Annotated in this window: 20 protein-coding genes and 2 pseudogenes; 20 read left to right on the plus strand and 2 right to left on the minus strand. The window is 36.1% G+C overall.

The window, feature by feature from the left end:
- Positions 1-12 precede the first annotated feature (12 nt).
- The 14 genes and pseudogenes from BG04_RS22500 (at position 13) to BG04_RS29120 (ending at position 15,156) form a co-directional block, all read left to right on the plus strand.
- Positions 13-621, plus strand: coding sequence for a major tail protein (locus tag BG04_RS22500; RefSeq protein WP_034652357.1), 609 nt, complete (start codon positions 13-15; stop codon positions 619-621).
- A gap of 3 nt (positions 622-624) precedes the next feature.
- Complete coding sequence (locus tag BG04_RS22505) at positions 625-816, plus strand: hypothetical protein (RefSeq protein WP_034652354.1); 192 nt, start codon at positions 625-627, stop codon at positions 814-816.
- A gap of 55 nt (positions 817-871) precedes the next feature.
- Positions 872-1,228, plus strand: coding sequence for a phage tail assembly chaperone G (gpG, locus tag BG04_RS22510; protein WP_034652352.1), 357 nt, complete (start codon positions 872-874; stop codon positions 1,226-1,228).
- Complete coding sequence (gene gpGT, locus BG04_RS22515; protein WP_034652351.1) at positions 1,225-1,413, plus strand: phage tail assembly chaperone GT; 189 nt, start codon at positions 1,225-1,227, stop codon at positions 1,411-1,413. Before gpG ends, gpGT begins: the two co-directional genes overlap by 4 nt.
- A gap of 36 nt (positions 1,414-1,449) precedes the next feature.
- The gene (locus BG04_RS31785) at positions 1,450-5,181 is read left to right on the plus strand and encodes a phage tail tape measure protein (RefSeq protein ID WP_034652350.1); all 3,732 of its coding nucleotides are present in this window, start codon (positions 1,450-1,452) and stop codon (positions 5,179-5,181) included.
- Positions 5,182-5,464: 283 nt separating this feature from the next.
- Positions 5,465-5,698: pseudogene (locus BG04_RS31865) on the plus strand (lysozyme family protein); the annotation flags it as partial.
- On the plus strand, positions 5,675-6,148 hold the full coding sequence (locus BG04_RS22525; protein ID WP_034652347.1) for a hypothetical protein: 474 nt from the start codon (positions 5,675-5,677) through the stop codon (positions 6,146-6,148). The pseudogene BG04_RS31865 and the gene BG04_RS22525, both read left to right, overlap by 24 nt.
- Entirely contained in the window at positions 6,132-7,589 is a 1,458-nt protein-coding gene (locus BG04_RS22530) for a distal tail protein Dit (RefSeq protein WP_034652346.1), read from the plus strand. The genes BG04_RS22525 and BG04_RS22530 overlap by 17 nt, the downstream gene beginning before the upstream one ends.
- 18 nt (positions 7,590-7,607) lie before the next feature.
- Positions 7,608-9,092, plus strand: a complete 1,485-nt coding sequence (locus tag BG04_RS22535) for a phage tail spike protein (RefSeq protein ID WP_158319977.1) — start codon at positions 7,608-7,610, stop codon at positions 9,090-9,092.
- 25 nt (positions 9,093-9,117) lie between these two features.
- Positions 9,118-10,194 (plus strand): hypothetical protein, encoded by a 1,077-nt coding sequence (locus BG04_RS22540; RefSeq protein WP_034652344.1) that lies wholly within the window; start codon positions 9,118-9,120, stop codon positions 10,192-10,194.
- A gap of 55 nt (positions 10,195-10,249) precedes the next feature.
- Positions 10,250-12,946, plus strand: a complete 2,697-nt coding sequence (locus BG04_RS29115; protein WP_051975607.1) for a hypothetical protein — start codon at positions 10,250-10,252, stop codon at positions 12,944-12,946.
- Positions 12,947-12,967: 21 nt separating this feature from the next.
- Positions 12,968-13,549: a hypothetical protein gene (locus tag BG04_RS22550; RefSeq protein ID WP_034652341.1), complete on the plus strand. Its 582-nt coding sequence runs from the start codon at positions 12,968-12,970 to the stop codon at positions 13,547-13,549.
- A gap of 35 nt (positions 13,550-13,584) precedes the next feature.
- Complete coding sequence (locus BG04_RS22555; protein WP_080743210.1) at positions 13,585-14,103, plus strand: phage holin family protein; 519 nt, start codon at positions 13,585-13,587, stop codon at positions 14,101-14,103.
- Between the two features lie 54 nt (positions 14,104-14,157).
- Positions 14,158-15,156 carry a peptidoglycan-binding protein gene (locus tag BG04_RS29120; RefSeq protein WP_051975606.1) on the plus strand — a complete coding sequence of 333 codons (999 nt, stop codon included), beginning with the start codon at positions 14,158-14,160 and terminating at the stop codon, positions 15,154-15,156.
- A 152-nt stretch (positions 15,157-15,308) separates the two neighbouring features.
- Here BG04_RS29120 and BG04_RS29125 read toward each other — a convergent pair whose 3' ends face one another.
- A complete protein-coding gene (locus tag BG04_RS29125; protein WP_051975605.1) occupies positions 15,309-16,127 on the minus strand; it encodes a toll/interleukin-1 receptor domain-containing protein in 819 nt (272 codons plus the stop codon).
- Between the two features lie 211 nt (positions 16,128-16,338).
- Here BG04_RS29125 and BG04_RS22575 point away from each other — a divergent pair, with 211 nt between their 5' ends.
- A complete protein-coding gene (locus tag BG04_RS22575; RefSeq protein ID WP_034652336.1) occupies positions 16,339-16,521 on the plus strand; it encodes a DUF8096 family protein in 183 nt (60 codons plus the stop codon).
- 42 nt (positions 16,522-16,563) lie between these two features.
- On the opposite strand, the gene BG04_RS22580 is transcribed toward BG04_RS22575, so the two are convergent.
- Positions 16,564-17,367 (minus strand): FxLYD domain-containing protein, encoded by an 804-nt coding sequence (locus BG04_RS22580; protein WP_034652333.1) that lies wholly within the window; start codon positions 17,365-17,367, stop codon positions 16,564-16,566.
- A 558-nt stretch (positions 17,368-17,925) separates the two neighbouring features.
- Between BG04_RS22580 and BG04_RS22590 the strand changes: the two genes are divergently transcribed.
- The 5 genes and pseudogenes from BG04_RS22590 (at position 17,926) to BG04_RS22610 (ending at position 22,402) form a co-directional block, all read left to right on the plus strand.
- Positions 17,926-18,861: a hypothetical protein gene (locus BG04_RS22590; RefSeq protein WP_034652326.1), complete on the plus strand. Its 936-nt coding sequence runs from the start codon at positions 17,926-17,928 to the stop codon at positions 18,859-18,861.
- A 21-nt stretch (positions 18,862-18,882) separates the two neighbouring features.
- Complete coding sequence (locus tag BG04_RS31200; protein WP_174522639.1) at positions 18,883-19,731, plus strand: hypothetical protein; 849 nt, start codon at positions 18,883-18,885, stop codon at positions 19,729-19,731.
- A gap of 263 nt (positions 19,732-19,994) precedes the next feature.
- Positions 19,995-20,778: pseudogene (locus tag BG04_RS22600) on the plus strand (MBL fold metallo-hydrolase).
- A gap of 123 nt (positions 20,779-20,901) precedes the next feature.
- Positions 20,902-21,498, plus strand: a complete 597-nt coding sequence (locus tag BG04_RS22605; RefSeq protein ID WP_034652323.1) for a GNAT family N-acetyltransferase — start codon at positions 20,902-20,904, stop codon at positions 21,496-21,498.
- Positions 21,499-21,529: 31 nt separating this feature from the next.
- The gene (locus BG04_RS22610; RefSeq protein ID WP_211186242.1) at positions 21,530-22,402 is read left to right on the plus strand and encodes a GNAT family N-acetyltransferase; all 873 of its coding nucleotides are present in this window, start codon (positions 21,530-21,532) and stop codon (positions 22,400-22,402) included.
- The last annotated feature ends 52 nt before the right edge of the window (positions 22,403-22,454 follow it).

Below are 22,454 nucleotides of genomic sequence, written 5' to 3' on the forward strand. Positions count from 1 at the left end.
GAGGAATTTATAATGGCAGAAGAACAAAAGAATTATCATGCTTCTACAGGTGTAGATGAATTTTACTATGGAGAAGTTGGAGACGGTATAGTTGCATCATATATTGAGCGGGTAGAATATTTACAAACTATTGATGTAGATATGCCTCAAGATATTACCCGTGCTTATGGAGACAATAAAACAGCGGAAATGGCTGTATCAAATGGTGACATTAAAGTTACTTCTGCTTTTCATAAAATCCCTATGGAAGACAAACAAAGACTTTTAGGTCTTGAAGTTAAGGATGGTATTACCTATATGGGTAGTAAAGATAATCCTCCATACGTTGCAACCATTTTTGCTAAAACGTATGAAGACGGCTCTAAAGAATATGTTGGCTTGCCAAAAGGTTTATTTACAAGACCAAAACTTTCAGGGAAAACTAAAGAGGATGGAACAGAATTTTCTTCTGAAGAAATTGAAGCACAGTTTATGGATCGTAAAATTGATGGACTAGATGAAGAGAAATCTGTTGCCTTTGCTGTTGATAAAAAAGGCGAAACGACAAATCGTGATGCATTATTTATGAAGATTTTTGGTAAGCCTTATCCTGGCACTACTACAGAACCAGCGGGGGCGTAATCTATGGCCAGCAATAGAAAATTTGAAGTCATTGAGGATTTTAAGGATTTACAGGATAAAAATAAAATTTATCGCAAGGGTGATTGGTACCCTAAACCGGCAAACAAAAATATTAATGATGAACGGTTGGAAGAACTTTTAACCAATAAAAACAAACAAGGTAGACCAGTTATTAAGGAATTAGAGCAAGCATGACGCTTGCTCTTTTTATTCATTTAAATAAACCAAAATAGAGAGGGAGTTTTTTAACATGGCAAATTTAAAACGTAATATGATCGAATTAATTAAAGAGGTTTCGGAGGACGGAGAAATTCTTAAATCAGAAAAACATTTAACACCCGCATTTATCCCGCTTACTGTTGTATATCAAGCAATGGATCTAACTGCCGATATGCAAAAAGCAAATGCTCAAAATGAGAGGGAATTAATTGATCGTTTTGTTGATTTTATTGTTCATGATGTATATAAAGATAAGTTTACAAAAGATGATTTAATTAATGGTCTACATGCTCCAGATGCTATGGAGATTTTACAAAATCAAATCCGTTTTGTGGCTGCTGGTCATCAAAGTGATGAAACAAAAAAGTTTTTAGAGAAGAAGAATTGAGTGATGAAGATTTCACACCAGAAAAGCAAAAAGAATACCTAGATAATTTTATTATGTCCTTAATGAAAGAAGGTAAGGATATTAACCAGGTGTTAGATATGCCCTTTCATTTTGTCTTGGAAATCTTACGAGAGCGAAATAAACCTAAACAAGAAAAATCCTTAATTGCAGCGTTTGGTGGTTAAGGATTTTTTTGTGTTTTCAAGAAGGGAGGGTGAATTTTGCCAGAACGTATTGAAGGTATGTCCATTGGGCTGGAATTAGAAACATTGCAGCTTGAACGTGGTCTAACAGGTTTGAAAGATCGGTTTAAGACTGTAAATAGTGAAATGAAAGCCAATTTATCTGCTTTTGATAGAGGGGAGCAGTCCATTGAAAAGTATGAAGTCACTCTACAAGGATTAAGTAAGAAATTAGAGCTTCAAAAGCGAATTGTAAGTGAGTCGAGGGCCGAATACGAAAAAATGGTTAAAGAGCACGGGGAAGGATCTAAGCAAGCGGAAGCAGCTGCAAGAAGTTTTAATAATCAAGTAGCCGCTTTAAATAATTTAGAACGTTCCGTTAATCGTACAAGCCACAGCTTGACAGAGTTAAAGCAAGAGCAAGGTGCTTTGCAGTCTGGTTGGAGCAAGATGGGAAGTTTGATTGATAAAACAGGTTCATCTTTAACTGGGTTAAGCTCTAAGATGCAAGGAGTCGGCTCTACTTTATCTAGCTCTCTAACATTATCTATTGTTGGAGCAGGGGCAGGGATCATGGGGCTAGCTACTAAATTCAATGACTCTTCAGTGAAAATAAGTAACTCTTTAGGTACTTCTACTAAGGAGACAAAGAAATTTACTGAAGCCTCACGAAACATTTATAAAGATGGGTTTGGGGAAAGTCTGGAAGAGGTAGACAATGCCCTACTTGAAACCAAGCAAAATATTAAAAATATTAATGATGAAGATTTAGAGGACATTACTAAAAAAGCTCTGACTTTAGCTAATACATTTGATGCTGATGTGAACGAAGTAACCAGAGCGGGAAATAGTTTAATTCAAAACTATGGTATGGATGCAAAAGATGCCTTTGATCTAATGGCCAAGGGTGCCCAAAATGGCATGAATTTCTCAAAAGAGATGTTTGATAACATGTCAGAATACACCATTAGTTTTAAAGAGGCTGGTTTCTCTGCAAATGAAATGTTCTCTATTCTTTCTAATGGGGCCAAGAAAGGTTATAACTTAGACCGTTTAAATGATACAATGCTAGAATTTAAGCTTCAAAGTGAGGATTCTAGCAAAGCGTATATGGGTGCTATGGATCAAATGTCTGCAAGCACACGAAAAGTATACGAAGAGTATCAAAATGGTAATGCAACTGTAGCGGATTTATATAAAGCGGTAATACCTGACTTGCAAAAGATGAAAGATACAATTCCAGCAAAAGATTTTAATGTGATTGGGAAAGCACTTTTTGGAACGAAGTGGGAAGATCAAGGGGCCGATGTAGTTTTATCCATGAAAACCGTTAATAAAGAGCTGCAAAACAGCAAGGGTACTATGGATAAAATGACTAAGAACGTAGAACAGTCCTTTGGTGCTCGTCTAAAGTCTGTTTGGCGTGAAGCTGGTATGGCTCTGCTGCCTTTCGGGGAGATCCTTATTTCATTTGCTGAAGGTATTTTACCTAAAGTATCTACTGGTATTCAAATGGTATCTGGTTTCATTAAAAGCTTATCACCAGCAGCGCAAACAGCGGGCCTTATCTTTGCTGGAATGTTAGCGGCACTTGGGCCTGTAATTACTATGGTAGGTATGTTTGTTGGTGCTATAGGTAATCTTTTACCTGTTTTTACACCAGTAATGAATGCTATTGCACGGGCGGGAGGTTTATTAAATGTCCTAAGAGCGGGGCTTGCTGCTTTAACTGGCCCGGTGGGAATAGTTATAGGAGCAATAACCTTATTAGGTGCTGGATTTATAGCTTTATACAAGAACTCTGAAACCTTTAGAAATGGCGTTTCCGGCATAATGAGCGGTATACAAAAGTTTGGCCAGAGTGCGCTAAACATCTTAAAACCAGCTATTGAGTCCGTGAAGCAATTCTTTCAGAGTCAGCTATCCGTAATAAAGCAATTTTGGCAGGATAACTCTACTACTATACTTCAGGCCCTTTCAAATATAGGCAGCGTAGTACGTGTAGTTTTTCAGGGTATTTCTTCTGTAATTGGCTTTGTTATGCCTTTTGTACTTTCCATAATTAAATCGGTGTGGGGAAATATACAGGGTGTCATAAGCGGAGCGCTAAATATTATTATGGGCTTGGTGAAAGTTTTTTCTGGCTTATTTACTTTGAATTTTTCTCAAATGTGGCAGGGATTGAAACAGATATTTTCGGGATCTGTCCAATTCATTTGGAATTTTGTGCAGCTGCAAATGTTCGGTAAATTACTTTCTCTAGGAAAAGTCTTTATTACCTCTTTCCGTGGCGTTTTTGTCGGATTGTGGAATGGCTTGAAATCTTTATTTTCTTCTAGTGTAGGGGTTTTAAGGAGTTCGGTAGTTTCAGGATGGAATTTGCTGCTATCAATCACTAAAACTATTTTTAATGCTTATCGGTCATTCTTAACTGGAATATGGAATTTCTTGAAATCTATGATTTCTAAAACGGCATCTGGAATAGTTAATGCTGTCCGTGGTTCGTGGAATTTATTGAAATCTGTGACGACAACTATTTTTAATGCATACCGCTCTTTCCTTTCAGGAATATGGAATTTCTTGAAATCCATGATTTCTAAAACAGCATCCGCAATAGTTAATGCTGTCCGTTCATCGTGGAATTCCCTGAAATCTGTAACAACAAGTATTTTTAATTCTGTCCGTAGCTTTTTAAACTCAATCTGGACAGGGATACGCAGCACAGTAACAAATTTAGCCTCCAGAACAAAAGATGGAGTAGTAAATGCTTGGTCAACTTTGAGAAATAAAACAACTGAAATGTTTACAAGTATTAAAACTAAAACAACTAAAATTTTTGATGATATAGTTTCAGGGGCTAAAAAATTACCTGGTCGAATTGGTGACGGTATCCGCGCAATGGCCGGGAAAGTAAAATCTGGCGTTGATGCTATTGGTAAAAAGCTTGCTGGCGGTCTTGAATCAGTTATGAATACCATTACTCAAAAAGGTATAAACGTTGTTTTAGATAAGATCGGTGTTAGCAAGAAAAGCCAAATTCCTAGATTAGATATTCCTGGTTATGCAACAGGTACCGATTCACACCCAGGCGGGTACTTTTTCGCGGGTGATGGAGGGAAAAACGAATTAATTCGCTTCCCGGATGGTCGTATAACAATGAGTCCTGACACTACTACTTTGTATTGGGGAGATAAAGGTACCCAAGTATTAAGCGGAAAACAAACTGATGAATTTTTAAGTATGTATCCAATGTATAAAAAAGGTACGGGCATTAAGGACGTAGCTAAAACCGCTGGTAAGTGGCTTAAAGATACAGGGGGCCAAGCATTAGCCAAAGCGGGAGAAGTAAAAGGAAAAGTGTCTGATTCCATCGGAGATATATGGTCTTATATGGATAATCCTAAAAAGCTAATGAATAAGGTCTTTAGTTCCCTTAATTTGAAAATGCCTGATGTTGGCGGGATAATGGGCGAGCTTGCTAAAGCGGGTGTCACAAAAGTTAAAGATGGTGCAGCTAACTTTATTAAAAAGATGTTCGGTGATTTTAGTGCAAGTGTAGCAGCTCCTGCTGGTAAGGGTGTTGCTAGATGGCGTCCTGTCATTCTTAAAGCTGCCGCTGTAATGAAAGAGTCAGTAACTGATGCAGATGTAAACGCCATTTTACGACAAATCCAACGGGAGTCCGGGGGTAACGAAAAAATCACTCAGTCAAGTGCCGTGTGGGACGTTAATACTGCTGCCGGTAATCCTGCACGCGGATTTGTAAAATAGTCCGGTTTAAATTGGGTGAATTGCTGGAAAATCCTAAAGCTATCTTGCTACAACGTAACCGGAAACGGTAAGCGTGAATGCTTAAAAAGTAGATAGATTGGACAATCAGCATCCAAGCTCCTGTCTCGAAAGAGTGGAGAAGGTTCAACGACTACGCTTAACCTACGGCAAAAAAGCTATGGTGATGATGCGACAGCGCCCAACACTTTAAAAAAGTGATGATATAGTCTAAACCGTTTGCTACGAGCAAAGTTAAAGTATATCGAAAGATACGGTATTAATTGTATTACAGTATATTCCTCAAACATTCAACGCCTATAAGGTCAAAGGCCATAATAATATTTATTCAGGCTATGACCAGTTATTAGCTTTCTTTAATAACACAACCTGGAGGCGTGATAACCCAGGGGGCACGCGAGGATGGGGGCCAAGGGGCAGACGTAAATATAAAAACGGCACAGGGTTATTTGGTCACTTAGGCGGAGACGGTATCTTGGGTGATGGGGGCAAGAGAGAGCCATTCTTAATGCCAAATGGCTTATTAGGTTTAAGTCCAGATAGCGCAACACTTTACCCTAATTTGCCAAAAGGAACAATTGTATGGCCAAGCATTCAAGAATTCATTAAGGAATACAGTGAGGCAGCTGCATCCGTAATTGCTACTAATGAAAATCAAAGAACGGATGCTATGAAGTTATTAGCTTTAGCTGGAAAAGAACTTCAAAGAAATACGCGTTCAAATCCTGTATCTTCTCCTAGTGGCAATGCTTCAAGTGCAGATCAAGGGCAGCAGCAAGTACAGTCTATTCATGTTGAAAATAACATTACTGTTGCTTATTCAGGTTTGCCAAATAGGGATGATGTCATTAAGTTTGCTAAATGGCTGCAAGAGATAATGGACGAACAAACAGAACAACAGTTAAGAGCTAAAGGAGTAAGGTGGGTAGTACATGGCCAGTCTTATTAAAAGTTTTGCAGGGGTTAACACCCCTGACTTTTTAATTATAGATAAAGTTCATTTGCCGCCTTTGCCGCCTTCTGAACTAACATCTATTGATATACCTATGAAAAGCGGTTCACAGTTTGTAAATAAAAAGCATGGAAACCGAACGATAACTATTGATTTAACCATTAAGGCACCTGACCGGGATAAAGTAATGTCTATGGGGGATCAACTAGCCGATTTTTTACATCATGATGAACCACAACCTATTATTTTTCGGGATCTGCCAGGGCGCAAATATTATGCCATTTTAGACGGTGACACGGATCTTGAAAAGATTGAACATCTAGGAAAAGGCAGCATTAAGTTAATTTGTCATGATCCGCACGGATATGGGGAGCAAAGATCTTATAACATCACCTCTGATACTACTATGTTAGTGAATTATGGTAATAGACAAACAGCTCTACAAATCAGCATGACATTCACTAAAAATGTAACTGACTTTTTTATAGCAACAGACAAGCAAAGCCTTTATTTTGGGGAGCCTTTTGATCCAACAGAAAAAACAGTAACCGATACAAAGCCAGTTATTTTAAATGATCCTGGCAGCAGCACAACAGATTGGTTACAAGCAACAAACTTTAATGTAGATGGTGGGCGTGTATTAGGTACCATTGGATCTAACGGTTATTCATTTAGCCAGGCAGGAAAGGATTATGGTACATTAAGCGGCTTATGGCATGGCGGCAGCATGGTACGAAGCTTAACAAAGCAAATTCAAGATTTTGAATTAGAATGTCAGGTAGGCTTTGCATCCAGTAACAAAAATCAAAAGGGCAGAATTGAAATTTATCTGCTCGATATTAATAATAATCAGCTAGGGAAAATAGCGATAAGAGACATTTGGAATAACTTAGATAACCCGCAGTTTGAATTTTGGGTAGGAAAAGTAAATGGTGGCGGTGTTTCTGTTACAAATACCTACGGGGCTTATAAAGGCGTATTTTCTGATTTTAACGGGATTATACAAATGGGTAGAGTCGGAAAGAAATGGCATTGCTACATTGCAAAAGTTGATCCTAACGGCAGAGCGCACACCAGACACTATAAAGCCTTTACTGATTGGCAAAACAAATATATGCAAAAAGTGGCCAAGATTCAGCTGCATATTGCTGCCTATGATAAAGAGCCAGCAGTAGATCAAATGTGGATCAGTAATGTTTACTTTAGAGAAATTCTATCTAAACAACCTAATCAAGTTGACTATGTTTTTAGAACAGGTGATAAGCTGCTAATTGATTGTGAAACAGGGGAAATTTATAAGAATGGAAAACTCTTTCTTGAACGGTTATATCCAGGATCAGAATTTTTACTTTTAGATAAGGCAGCAAATGGCCTTGTGGTTTCTGATTACTCAGCTATTAAGGATGGAAAAGTAACCTTTACAGAAAGGTGGCTATAGATTCTAATGTGGTATATTTTGAACAAAACTTATGATGCCGTAGGCGTTTTAAATAATAAGATTCCTAAAGGCTGTCCCATCCTTAGAGATAGCTGGAAAGGTCAGCTAGAGGATGGATATACGACATTAGAGTTTGATGTCTACGCTAGTCACCCACAAGCCAGCTTTTTGAGTAGGGGAGCTTTTATTATTTATACCGATAATCCAGATGGCTATGAGCTATTTAGGATTACAAAGACTACGGAGAGTCATGGGTTAGAGGAAATAAAAACAGTCTATTGTGAAACAGCAGCAACCCAGGATCTAATTGGCCAGATTATTGAGCCAAAGTCTTTTGTCGGGGCCAGCTTATCCGATATAGTTAAATTTCTTTTGAGTAATACAGGATGGGAGCTAGGCGTTTGCTATTATGATGAAATCATTTCAGTAGATTTTGACGATTACCCAACAGCTTTAGAAGCCATCCGAAATACGATTAAACAATTCGGTGCAGAAATTGAATTTAAGGTAGAATTCGATGGACAAGAGGTTGCGCGGAAAGTTGTAAATCTCTATGGAAAACGCGGCACAAAAACAGGTGTTAGCTTTGAATATGCAAGGAATTTAGAGGGCTTACGTAAAATTGAGGATGGAAATAAAATTGTTACGGCTATGATCGGTATTGCTAGTAATGAGGACAAAAACGGAAATCCTATTTTACTTATGAATGCTCAAAAGAAACCTCCAAAGGGTTTTGAAGTAGTGGGAAACATGATTGTGGATGTTAACGCCCTTCAGGAATATGGGAACAATGGCGCAAATGTAGTCGATAAATTTATTGATGAAACTGCAACAAATCCAGTAGAGCTTTTTGATAACACAATAGAAGCCTTAAAAAAAGTAAATCATCCCGTTTTTTCATATGAGGCAACAGTCGTGATGATGGAGCAGATAGAAGGATATGAGCATACAAAGGTTTCTATTGGTGACACCATTTTTATAAAAGATATATCATCCGAGCCGCCTACTTATTTAGAAGCTAGAATTTTAAATAAAGAATTAAGCACCGTCCAAAAGGATAAAGGATCTATTGTGCTTGGTGAATATGTCCCGCTTACAATTCAACCAATTCAAGCGGTAGAAAAGGCGCAGCGTACCCTTCAGTTAAAGGAAAAAGTATGGAATGCCACTATTGACCGGGCGAAAGAGGCCCAGGAAGGCGTAGAAGAAGTAAAAAAGCAAGTTCCTTATAAGGTAGAGCTTGTTTCTAGTAACGGCACAACATTTAAAAACGGCCTGATTGATACAGAGATAACAGCTATTGTCTACAAAGGAAAAGAGAATATTACCGCTACACTTCCAAAAACCGCTTTTATCTGGACGAAAAAAGATAAAGACGGTTTTTTTGATGTGGCTTGGAATTATGAGCATGTAGGGATAGGTAACAAAATCACAGTTAGTTCGTTTGATGTTGTTCAACGAGCTGTCTTTACTTGTGATTTAGATTTACCAGAGGAAGAATAAAAACATAGAAAAGAGTGAAGTGTTTATGGCGACAGTAGCTACAGGCAGTATGACGTTAATCGATGTAACAGATGCAAAACAACTAATAGCATTTATCGGTTCATCACAACAAAGACAAGTTATTTATAATCCTAATGGCGGTTCATATACACCGAACTATGCCAGCTCAAATAACGTGTTAACACCTCAATTGTATATTGCAGGGACTAACACAAATATTGCAGATAAAGCTAAATCAATTAAATGGTTCTATCAAACAAATAGCAGCGGCAATTTCACTGAAATTACAGCGAGTAATACAAACTATACTCTAGGAACTACAGCACCTAAAACATTAACGATTAAGGGGAATGTACTTGCTTCTGCTAACTCAATGACTTACATGTGTGAGGTTGTTTACACAGATCCAGACACGGGCTTTGATGTAACTACAAAAGCAGAATATGAAATTATTAAAGTAACAAATGGTACAAATGGCTCCAATGGGGCAGCTGGTCAAGATGCTGTAAGAGCTGTTGTATGGACACCAGACGGAAATGTTACACGTAATTCAAATGGGACTGTCAAAGCAACTGTTGATGTATACAAAGGAGCTTCAAAGGTAACACCAACAGCTTTTAAATGGTATATCCAAGATCCTGCTGCTATAACGTCAAGCGGTGGGGATGCAGATGGGGGCGCTGGTTGGCGCTTACTTACTTCTACTTCAAATGCAGGAGTAACAGGCTATACAACAGATACAATTACGATTCCAGCAAGTGCAATCCCTAGTGTAGAGGCTTTCAAGTGTGTTGCAACATATAACAATGTAAAATATAACGATGTTTGTACAGTGGTAGATGTTAGTGATCCATATGTAGTTACAATCGTAGGGACAAATACTTTTAAAAACGGGCAAGGAAGTACAACTTTAACGGCTAAAGTATTCCAGGCCGGGGCTGAAGTAGATGCTGCAGGAACAGCTTTTACTTACAAATGGTCTATATATGATGCAAACAATGTTAAAAATACAAACTGGAGTAAAACAGGAAAATCAATTACCGTTACCGCAGCAGATATTAATGTTCGCGGGAATGTAACATGTGATATAGATAAAGCTTGATAAAAGGAGCGGGAAACCGCTCTTTTTATTCGTTCTTGAAAGGAGTAAATAGCAAATGGCACCTTTAGCAACAGGAACAATTTCACTAGTGGATATGAACGATGCTATTGTTTCAGGAACAGCACCAGAAAACCCTACTGTTGGGACGTTGTGGCTAGACACAAGTGTAACCCCTAATATGATGAAAAAATGGGGCGGTTCTTCATGGGTGGATATTGGAGAGCTTGATCCTAACTATTCAGATACGATTGAAAACATAAACAAAAGCATTGATGATATTACAAGCGACAATGTAATTGATTATACCGAACGGAAAATTTTAAAAGACCGTATTACTGAAATCATCGGTTATGTCATTGCGGATAATGCCACAACCCTGCCAGCTGCTTCTACCCTGGATAGTAGCGGTAAAGGAGAGTTTTATACTGTTCGGAAACAGGCGTTAAATGCGGGCATTTCAACAGCTGATGCAACTTATATTGAGGTAGCTACTCAATATACGAATTTAAAAACCTATTTAGAAGGTCTTACACCTGTTGATGTTTGGGATCTATCCACGGCCAATAAAGCAAAAACAATCGCTGTTACAAAATCAACGTTTCGAGATAGGTTTTTGCAATACGAAAATGCAGTCAATGCACTAGTAGTTGCAACAGCTGCCAAGCAAAAAGACAATTCGGATGCAGCGGATAAGAAGGGCCAAGATGCCCTCGATGACTTGGGCCTTTACGGTGAGAAGTGGACGGATGCAGCAAATAAGGTTGGTCTATGGAAATATAAAGGTGATGAAACTAAATTCAATGGTGCAGTAGTAGCTACAGGAACCGTTTTTGCACAATCTCTTTTACTAGCTGATTGGACAAATCTAGTTGAAAATCCTGACTTTGAAAATGATACCATAGGCGAGTTTCCCAACGGTTATTATCCGAGTTATGAAGCCAATAGATCCAAAATGAGAGTAGAAGATATTTCAGGCTTTCAAAATGGGAACGGATCAAACAAAGCTCTGGCCATAGATGCTTTATCAAGCTCTAATAATAGCATCTATGTAAATAACCTTATACCTGTTAATCCTGGCGAAGAAATGTTTATTCAAGCGGAGGGCCGCTATTTAAATACAGCTGGTTCGGGTGATGGGCGGGTAGGTTTTTTATGCTATGACGCTAAGAGACAATCATTAAACATCTGGAATACCCCGCTAAGATGGAATGAATCAACGAAAAGAACCGCTTTTGTTAAAAAAAGTGGTTCTTTTGTTGTTCCTGAAGGTACCGCCTATTTACAGTTTTACATGAGCTTTTCGTCTAATGGAGAAACGACAAACAAATTTTATGTAGACAATCTTATTTGGCGAAGAAAAGCGGGTGGCGATTTAATTGTTGACGGTGGCATTGAGGGCCGACACGTTAAAGCTAAATCAGTTTCCTTTGACAGTTTACAAGGTGGTATCGCTCAATTTGGTGGATCAAGTAACGGAAATGGACGGATTGAAGTTTACAATGAAAACGATGAATTAATTGCTTCACTGGATGCGGCCCAGGGCGGTTTTAGTGATTTATATGTAGGTAATTTTGATAGCCCTACAGTAGTCGAGTATGGAGCGGATGATATAAACCTTTTTGTCTCAGACAGGCTTTTAGAATATTCAGGGGCTATTGAACCTAACGATGATAACGAGGGCACAGGATGGACAAAGCCGCTTGCAACAGTAACAGAGGCTATAAGACGTATTCCAAAGTATTACGATGGAAAAGCGACAATTAACGTAGCTTATAACTCTTTGATGTATGAAAACTTTGAAATCAGCGGATTTTTAGGTTCTGGATCTATCAATTTATCACTAGGTAGCGCTAAATTTTATGGAAATCCAGTGATTAAAAACAACTTGTTAAACATTTTTTCTACTGGTGGAACAATCAATGGTAAAAAGCTTGATTATGCAGTCGTAAGCTTATTACGTAATTCTTATGTGCGTTTAGAAAAAATGAAAGTCTATGGTAATGGATCTAGCATGAACTTTGATACATCGGCAGGGTTCACAGAAATGGACCAATGTGAAACATATGGTGCTGATTTGGGTATTAGTTCACGTTATGGTGGGCGTGTTTTCCTCACTAACTGTAAAGGAAGCGCCACAACTTACGGTTTGCATTGCTATGGCGGGGATATTTTTGGCCAGGGAACAGCTCCAAGTGGTGGAAATAACAATAAAGGTGAAGTTGCAGGGGGCCAGGTTCGCGGTGCCTTCACTTATGGAACAACTACAGGAGGCACAATGGATGCTCAACCTACTACTGTAACTATTAATGCAAGTAGCGGTGATAGCTGGCGTGATAACTTTGGGGGCCAGTGGTACGGTCAAAATGAAGTTGTACAAGGTAAATGGGGCAGCTATGGCATTTATCGTGGCTTATGGTTCTTTTCATTGCCTTCTCTTTCTGGAAAGACAATTACTCAAATTAGAATGTTTGTACACCGTAAAAAAGCGGGTGGAAATGCCGCTCCTGTTACTACGTACTTTAAACCGCATACCTACACAAGCAAGCCGAGCGGTGCGCCTTCTTATCAGTCACCACAAACAACAGCAAGCTTTAAGCCAAATGAAGGAAAATGGATTACTATTCCTAGCTCATTTTACGCTGGCTTTGTTAGTGGATCTTATAAAGGCATTGGAATTTATATTAACTCAACTAATCAAAACTACTATGCAAAATTCGATGCAACAGCAAAATTAGAAATCACTTATAAATAAAGACTGAAGGAGCAAACAAACATGAAATTTGTATCTTTAAATATTGAAAACAAAGTAGGAAACATCATTGAAAACATTGTGAATCATACATCTAAACTTGATCAGTTTGTTTATACAACAGCAGAGGGTGAATATGGTGTTTTATCTGGCTTCCAGGTAGGTTATTGCGTAGGAGAAGATAACTTAGATCCTGATACTGTAACACCGCAAGTTGTAGCCAATTATTTAAAACCGTTCAAAATTGAGGAATTAGAGCAGCAATGTAACCTGGTCATTGCTTCAGGATTTGAATATACAAATGGTGATAAGTTTTTATATGGGCCAGATCAGCAAAATGATTTTTCTCAAAAACAAATTTTACTTTTATTAAATCCAGCTTTAACTACCGTCCAAGTTCAAACAAAGAACAACGGTATTAAAAAATATACAAAAGAAGAATTTATTAGCCTGGTCACTTATGCAAATTCCTTCAAGGATCAGCTTATTAAGAGGCTTGATAATCTAACTAAGGAAATTGATGAAACAGAATATACCGATGTCCAGGAGCTAAGAAATTTAACGTTTGTTGAAGATGTATCCATTCTTACATTAGATGCTGAATAAGCATCTTTTTTTAATTCTTAAAGGAGGGAGTAAAGGTGGAACAAATTTTCAAATGGTTACTAACCGTTTCTGGTGGAGTAATCGCTTTTTTATTTGGAGCGTGGACACCCATGTTAAATATTTTGGTTGCGTTAATGGTTATTGATTATCTGTCAGGTATGGCAGCAGCATCCATGAACGGGGAATTAAAAAGCCGTGTTGGATTAATGGGTATAGCCCGTAAAGTATTTATTTTTGCAATGGTAGCGGTCAGTCATTTGGTGGATCTATTGCTAATTGAAAACAAAATTGAAGTTGGTTATCTAGCTATGAGTGTTGTAATTACCGCTTATTGTCTAAACGAAGTGCTTTCCATTGTTGAAAACGCTGGAAAGATGGGTGTTTATGTTCCAGAAACATTAACCAAAGCAATTGCCGTTTTAAGAAGCAAGCCGCAAAAAGAAGAGGAAAAACCTGTTGCACCTTCAACCTTAGAAGTGCCAGCAGTCGTTGCACCAAATCCACCTATTGTTACAGCAGAAGTCAAAAAAGAAGAAAAAGAAGAAATTAAGTAAGTCGCTGTTTATGCAGCGGCTTTTTTATATCAAAATTTTGAAAGGAAGATGAAAATGTATAAGTTTGAAAAATTACCGCAGTTAGTTGATAAACGAGGAAAATTAGCTCATAAAGGTTCATACAGCAAGCGTACAAAAACTATTACTACCCGTGTATGGCATCATTCATTAACAAAATTATCAGCTGGTGGATCTAAAATTGAATCATTCGCGGATTTTCATGTAAGAACAAACGGCTGGCCAGAAATTGCTTATCATTTAATCATTGATCCTAAACACGTTGTGAATGGCAAAGCCACTATTTATTACTGTGTAGATATTTCTAAGAAATCTTATCATGTAGGTAACAGTAATAACATTGGCTTGGGTATTTGTGTTATTGGTGATTATCGAACTGATAAACTCACTGATCCTACTATTCGTTCAATTGTTGATCTTCATAAAGCTTTAGTTGCTGATGGAATTGGAAAGTATGATAAAGCCCATAATGAAATGCCTGGCTACTCTTGGAAAGCATGTTGCGTATTTGATTATAATAAGGCTTTTAAAGATGTCTTAGATGATATGCTGCCAGGATCTAAACAACCTGATCCAGTACCAGGGTTATATACAATTCAAGAAGGCGATACATTTTGGAGTATTGCTTTAAAGGATGGAAAAGAAGGTATTACTGTTGAGGATTTAATTGCTGCAAATCCTGGTGTAGATCCTAGTAAGTTGAAAGTAGGCCAAACGATTAAATTTGGATCAGCTCAAAATTCATATACACCAAAGCCAGAAACACCTAAAAAAGATCAATCAGAATATAAATATCCTTTACCTTCTGGAATACTTAAAACGGGATCAACAGATAAAACAGGAATTAAACAACTTCAGAATGCTTTAAATGCTGTTTATTTTAAATGTGGTACAGCGGATGGAATTTATGGAGCTAAAACAAAGGATGCTGTCGCACGCTTCCAAAAAGTTTATTTACCGTATGAAGTAGACGGCACGTATGGCCCAAATACGAAAAGTAAATTACAAGCTGTCTTGAAGTCTAAAGGTTATTGATTGAAGTCCCTGCTCTTTGGAGTAGGGATTTTTATTCTAATAAAGGTAACTGCTTTTTTATATTGAGATTAATCAACTATTCGTAGACAGTGAAAAACCTCCTAATCTAATGGATTAAGAGATCTTTTATATATATGGATATGCTTCTTTAATTACGAAGGCTGTGGTATTTGGTCTTTTGAAATAACAGTTATTAATTCGATTGGTTCTAGTTTATCTCCTTCTTTTAGATGGAAGAGATAAACCTGTCCACTTTTACGATTTTCTTTCTCTTTGAAATTGAAACTAGCTTCAAAATCAAATCCTTTTCTTATGCCCCCAGGGAAATTGATTGTGAAGGCATTCATAACCTCTGTATTATTTAATGTAAGTGCATTTTCCGAAAAACCAGAGTTGTACATAGGTGCATTTAATGCTTTGAATTCTCCTTCTGTTTGATCAAGATTGGTAGCAGCCACAATAGTTCCACTTGGTTCGAAGAAGCGTTTTGCTCTTATTACATAATAAAAAGAGTTAAAATTCTCATGTGTTACATAAGCTTGTAAATTATTGAAAGTGGGAATATCCTTCTTTTTCTTCTCCACTCCAGGAGAAACAATATCTTGTATTTGTCGAAGAGTAGTTTCGATACCGTTAGTACTCATATCTAAATAACTGAGAGCAGAAATGATTTTTGGTACATTTATATCTTCTGCTCTTACAGGAATGAATTGTATACCTGCAGAACGTTCTTTTAATGCATTTGTCCATTCTAGAGTGACCATCGGACTTTTTAAGCTGTTTTCAGTAATAAAGTAGAAGAAAAATTGGCATCTTTCTAGTCCTTCATTCATTCTTTCGATAATGTTCTCACCAGGTTTAATTGACCAATCATCATAAAAAACATTATCCTCTCCATAAATTTCTTCTAGCTGATAAGCAATAGGACTAACGATTTCTTTATCTTTGTGTTGATGACTTATAAAAATCATTAGACGTTCCCCCTTTTATTATTTTTTTCAGAATATAATCTGAATATCGATAAGTATAGCACTTTATTTGTAAAATAATAGATTAAAAGCATTTCTATTCCTTAAAAGATAAATTTATCATTTAAATAATGAATTTTTTGCTTATTTGATTGCGGGCTTCTTTTGTTATTTAAATATTGCTATGATAATTGAAGAATGTGAGGTATCAACGATGGAAAATCAAGAAGATAAATACGCAAATATAGATGTAACAAAAGTTTATGAATACACTGATCTACCAGACAAAATTTCAGGTCGCTGCGATAATTGTGGTGGAGTGAAATTTAAAAGTAGTGTAGGTGGCGGCAAGTTTCTACGCGAATGTACGAATTGTGGGATGAAGAAGAATATATAAATAAAGCCCATTGTCTACTATTAGGCAACGGGCTTTTTTATTTTATTCAGTCACTTCACCGTCTCCACCTTCACCAGCTACGCCTTCTTTTTGGTCATATGAAGGATACATATATGCTAACACCTCATAATCAAATTGATCTGGCACTTTGTCAGCAGGGATCTTATCGCTAAATGTTTCAAAACCTACTGATGCACCCGCATTTAATGGTGAATCTACTTGGCCATATGTAGTTCCAATGAATTTTCCATCTTTTGAGTAAAGAGCTGCTGCAACGGTAATATAATCTGTTTGTTTCTTAGATGTATTCTTTACTTTTCCGTTTACATACATTGTACCATCATATTTACCTGAATCACCTTCAATTGGTAACTCTTTCACTGTATCATTTGTATAAATAGGAGTTACATTTAATTCTGCTTTTCCAAATTGCTCAACTGGTATATCAAGATCAGTATCAGCAGAAAGATACGTTTTTTGACCAGGTTTTAAAATTTGTGGAGATGTCCAAATAGAAGAAGATTCTTCTGTTGCAAGGACTGTTCCCTTTTTATCTAAAAATGTTACGGTCATTTCTGTAATATCTACTGGAACCTTACTTTTGTTTTGAACAACAGCAAAATAGCTTGCCGTAGTAGTTTCCGCATATGGATCAGTAAAAACATAACTTACTTGATCTACAATCTTTGCCTTTAATTCCTCTTGTGGTTGGCTGCTATTTGCACCTTCTCCTGTTGTTCCCTTTGTCTCTTCTTGGGCTTGATTTGTTGTGCTTATTTTTTCATTTCCACAGCCAGCTAATAACATCCCAAATGCTAATAAAGTTAAACCAAAAGATTTTTTCATAATAACGGCTCCTTTAGTTAGATTTTCCTGCATTGACAACTAATATTATAAACCTACTAAAAGAACATTCAAGAAGTAGCATGTATTATGCGGATAATAAGGTTGGATATGTTTATTGTATTTAAAAAGGCCCCATCTTATCATACAAAATGCTTTTTTGATATTAATAAGCTACATGTTTTTCTTTTTTTAAGTTTTCTTGATGTTTTAAAGAAAGGGAAGCCCCTAATAATGTATGGTCCAAATATAAAAAAACAACTTTACAATCTAAAAAAATGAACTAAAGACCTATGAGTAAGTAGGTCTTTAGTTCATTTTTTTTACATTTATAAGAAGACAAAAAGGAGTAAATGCTAGTAATTTCCTGTCTTTTTTTGTAGAATAAAAAAAGATAGGAAGCTGGTCCCATCTCTAATCAAGTTTTATTTATAATTGACTATAATAAATATATAATAAAAGTCCTATTGTGTCTATCTATATGAATCTCTATCCTATGTATAATAGACAGGTAGTTTTTGGTTTTTGAAGGATGAGCCTCTAGAAAAAAGGGGGGCGTTTATGAATAGCTTGCAATTTCAAAAAGTTGTTGCTAGAGATAGAGTGATACATGAAGTTGAGAAGTTAGATGTTGAATGCAAGAAGAACGATAGCATGGATACAATTTTCAAGATTCTAATGGAAGAAAATTCGAAAGTAGCAGAAGAGATTTTTGAAGAGTATAAGCTTGCAGGTAAAACATCTCTAAATGTGTTTGAAGTCACTGATTATCCACAACATTTAAACAGTAAGAAAAGCCTGACAGCACATATACAAAAAAAGTTGGGCATTCAAACAAAAGTGTTAGATGTAAAATTAAATCCTCAGCTGACTCCAGAACCTCAGATATATCATGTTGAGGAAATAGAAGAAGGGCTTCGTATAATTTGGGTATCCGGTGAGGAAAAAACATATGAGAATTACTATGAGTATACCACTATAGTTAGGCCGAAGTATGTAGTCTCCATTATCCGTTTGGGATCACCGGTATTCATCGAGGTAAGAGCGGGTTATACTGATTCACTTGCTTACTTTAATTTATTTAAGATACTCCTATCTTCCGATAATAGACCTTTAGATATCAATCATTTACCTTTAACGAAGGTTACGGAAAAAGAAGCAGAAGAGATTGCTGAAAAATTAAAAGCAGGTCTACTAGAAGGTGAACATTTAGGTAGTAATGGGATAGGTAAATATTCTATTTCTGCAGATAGAGACACAAAGGATTTGAGACAGGTAGACGAATACACACAAAATTACAGTGGGAAAAAATATTTGGCTCAGACCTTAAATGTTTATTATGAAGACATGGATTCTGGTTACAAAACATATGTTAAGTTTAGGCTAAGTATGAACGGTGGTTTTCAGTTTAAAACCAAAGTTAGTGAAAAAATTATTAAAAGGATTTTTGATGTGTTTACCGAAGTAAGATACAAACAACAAGCTAGTGGAGAGTGAATTTCAAGAGGAGGGATTTGAATGGGTATTAAGACTACCGCAGTGAATATGGTGTTAGAAGAACTAGCTTATAAAGAAGAGCAACGTTTTAATGCTCATCAAATTGCCTTCTTATCTGGACAAAGAGATATAGAAGAAGTGAACGAATACCTTCTACATCTATCACAAGGGAAATTCGCAAGTCTAATAGCTAAAATAGAGGTACTTTGTGAAGAAAATGATCACCCTGATGCCAAATATAACCTTAATGAGCCTTTACCTTCACATGAGATTTGTTACATTTGCGGGGATGAATATGTTCCTACTATAGAAAGGTCTCACTTGGTTTTTTACTTTAAGGATAGTTATATACAGGAGGTAAAAAAAAAAGGGCCGGGTAGTCAAGATGATGATAAAGGTGTAGGGTTAGAGTTACCTGAAATGCGGGAATTTATGTACATTCCAGACCTAATTCGCAAAGGAACTCTAGCTATAGAACCAGATTTTAAAGGAGGATTTTTAGTGACAGTTAACCATAATTACGGTAATACTCACCAATATGGCGCAATTGATGCAAGAGGGAATAAAGGAAATATAGGACTTGGTGAGAATGTTACAATTACTCAAATACTCAATGAAAATACTGAGATTGCTAATTTGACTAGAGAATTACTTAGTCAATTACAGAATGCAAATCTTCCAACCCAACAAAGGACAGAAATTATAGAGGTCGTTAATGCTGCAACAGAGGTCGCAAATGCAGAGGAACCGAACAAAACTATTTTAAAAAGTCTTGTGCAAAGTGGCAAGGGGCTAATTGCTGCCGCAACAACTTCAACAGCATTAATTGAAGCATATAATCAATGGTCTACATTCATTGGGTCCATGTAGAAGAAAAGTGTTCGCTACTTATTAAAGTTAGCGGGCTTTTTTATATGTGGGCAAATGTGTTATTAACTGGAATATGAGGTATCAGACTTAATAAGAATATAAATTTGTAGATGTATATGCTCATATAACAAAATAAAAATGTTTATTTTATGTATTTTCTTTTTTATAAATATATAAATTTTGAAGGTGCGTATTTAGAAAGGATATGTAAGTTACTCTGAAGAAGTGATATAATGACCCACTACATTGGATGGAGGTACTTTATGAATACAGCCACTTGGTTTACCGTTCAAAGAATTGATGAAACGACATATGCAATTAGTGAATACGGACATTGGGAAAAAGTGCATTCATTCTTGTTAGTAGGAGAGAAAAAAGCGGTTCTTGTTGATACTGGTCTTGGGATAGACAATATTAAAAGAATCACAGATCAACTAACTCACTTACCTGTTGAAGTTATTACTACTCACGTTCATGTTGATCACATTGGAAGTCATGGAGAATTCGAAAAAATCTTTGTTCATGAAGGAGATAAAGAATGGCTAGTTAATAGAATTGAAGGATTATCTATTGAACAAATAAGAAAAGATATAAATAGGGAAATTACACTACCTAAGCCTGCAACATTTAACCCCGATACATACCATCCTTTCCAAGGAGAACCAACAGGTTTGTTAGAAGACGAGGATAATTATACATTTAGGGAATCGGGAATTGATTATTTACCATACTCCCGGCCACTCTCCAGGACATATATGTATTTATGATGCTACCAATGGTTATTTATTCACAGGCGATTTGCTTTATGCTCAAACACCTATCTATGCTTTTTATCCTTCTACTAACCCTGTGGATCTAGTAAACTCATTAGAAAAAATATCAAATATAGAAAATATTAATGTTATTTCTGGCTCTCATAATACTTTAGGATTGCACCCTAAAATCTTAGAAGAAGTGAAATTTGCAGTTAAGTACTTAAAAGAACAAAAACTTACTAGGTTTGGGACAGGAATTCATAAATTTAAAGGGTTTAGTATTCAATTTTAATTAATCTCAAAAGCTCCCATCTAGAGATAGATTTCAGTAATCTCGAGCAAAGTCTTTACAGTATTTATTATTAATTAGAGAAAGTAATATTTTTTTGAGATTATAAAGTTAGGGGGAACTTCTTTGTATATTAGGGAATATCAACATAAAGATGAGAGTAGCTGGGTTCGTTGTAGGGTGTTATCTTTTTTAGATACAGCCTATTTTGATGATGTTCTTAAAGAGAAAAACAAATATAGAGGCTCTTCAATTGAATTAGTGGCAGTAGAAAACGAACAAATTATTGGTCTTATTGACATTGAATATGAAAATAAGGAAGGAACTATTTTCTCTAATAACGAACAGGGGTTGGGGGGGATGATATGGCATATTGCTGTGCATCCAGATTTTCGTAGATTAGGTATCGGTAGTAAGCTCCTCCATGTAGCCCAAGAGAAGCTTATTATACTAGGTATTAACTATCTTGAAGCATGGACTAGGGATGATGAGTGGGTCCATAAATGGTATAGGCAAAATGAATTTCGGGTTTGTGAATCTTATTTTCATGTGTTTATCGATACAAAAAAACAATTAAATGAAATAATTCATTGCTCTGCAGGAAATATATATCCTATTCAATTGTTTGCTCATTATACAGGAACAAATAAAGAGCAAATAAAGCGAGACTACAAAAGAGTTCATGAGTGTTTTCGATATCAGAAAAACTTACAGATTAAATAGAAACAAGAAGGAGGTTTATTAAGTGAAGAAAATGAGCTTTATAAAGGATTATAAAGACAACCATATCCTTCGAAAAAGCTACTGTGAACTTGCAAATAATATATTTGGTATAGACTTTAATGAATATTACGAGAAAGGTTTCTGGAGCAATAAATATGTTCCTTTTTCCTATGTCTATGAAAATCAAGTAATAGCCAATGTATCAGTTAATATTCTTGATCTAATTGTAAGGGGTGAAAAGAAGAAAGCTTTACAAATAGGGACAGTTATGACTGACCTAAATTATAGAAAGCAAGGGCTCGCGACGGATTTAATGAACAAAGTGTTAGATGATTATAGGGACAGTTATGACTTTATGTACTTATTCGCAAACAAAAACGTTTTAGATTTTTATCCCAAATTTGGATTTAGTGTAGTTGAGGAGAACGAATTTTATATAGACTTTTTCTTCAAGAAAAGTATATATGAAGTAATCCATAAACTAGACATTTCTAATATTAATCACAGAAATTTTGTATACCAATTTGTATTGAAGAGATTACCTAATTCTAAAACGTTTAGCACACTAAATGCTGAAGGGATATTTATGTTTTATTGTTTGAATGTTTTCCAAAATAGTATTTACTATCTTGAAAAAGAAGATGTGATTATAGTATTTAAAAAAAATCAAGAACAGCTACATATTTTTGATATTGTTAGTAAGAAAGAGGTAGAGATTGAGAACATCCTGCACAAGATTGCAGACAGTTCTATTCAGAAGGTAATATTCCATTATACTCCAGAATATAAAGGAATCGTCTTACATAATAAGGTTTTTCATGGAAGTGAAATATTATTTGTGAAATCTTCTGATGACAATGAGTTTCCATTAGACTTTAGACACCCAATTATGTCTCAAGCATAGGTTAATAATTATCTTTATTAAAAATTAAATACCATTCTAAATATACCTTTTA

The organism is Priestia megaterium NBRC 15308 = ATCC 14581 (genome assembly GCF_000832985.1).
Classification (GTDB): Bacteria; Bacillota; Bacilli; order Bacillales; family Bacillaceae_H; genus Priestia; species Priestia megaterium.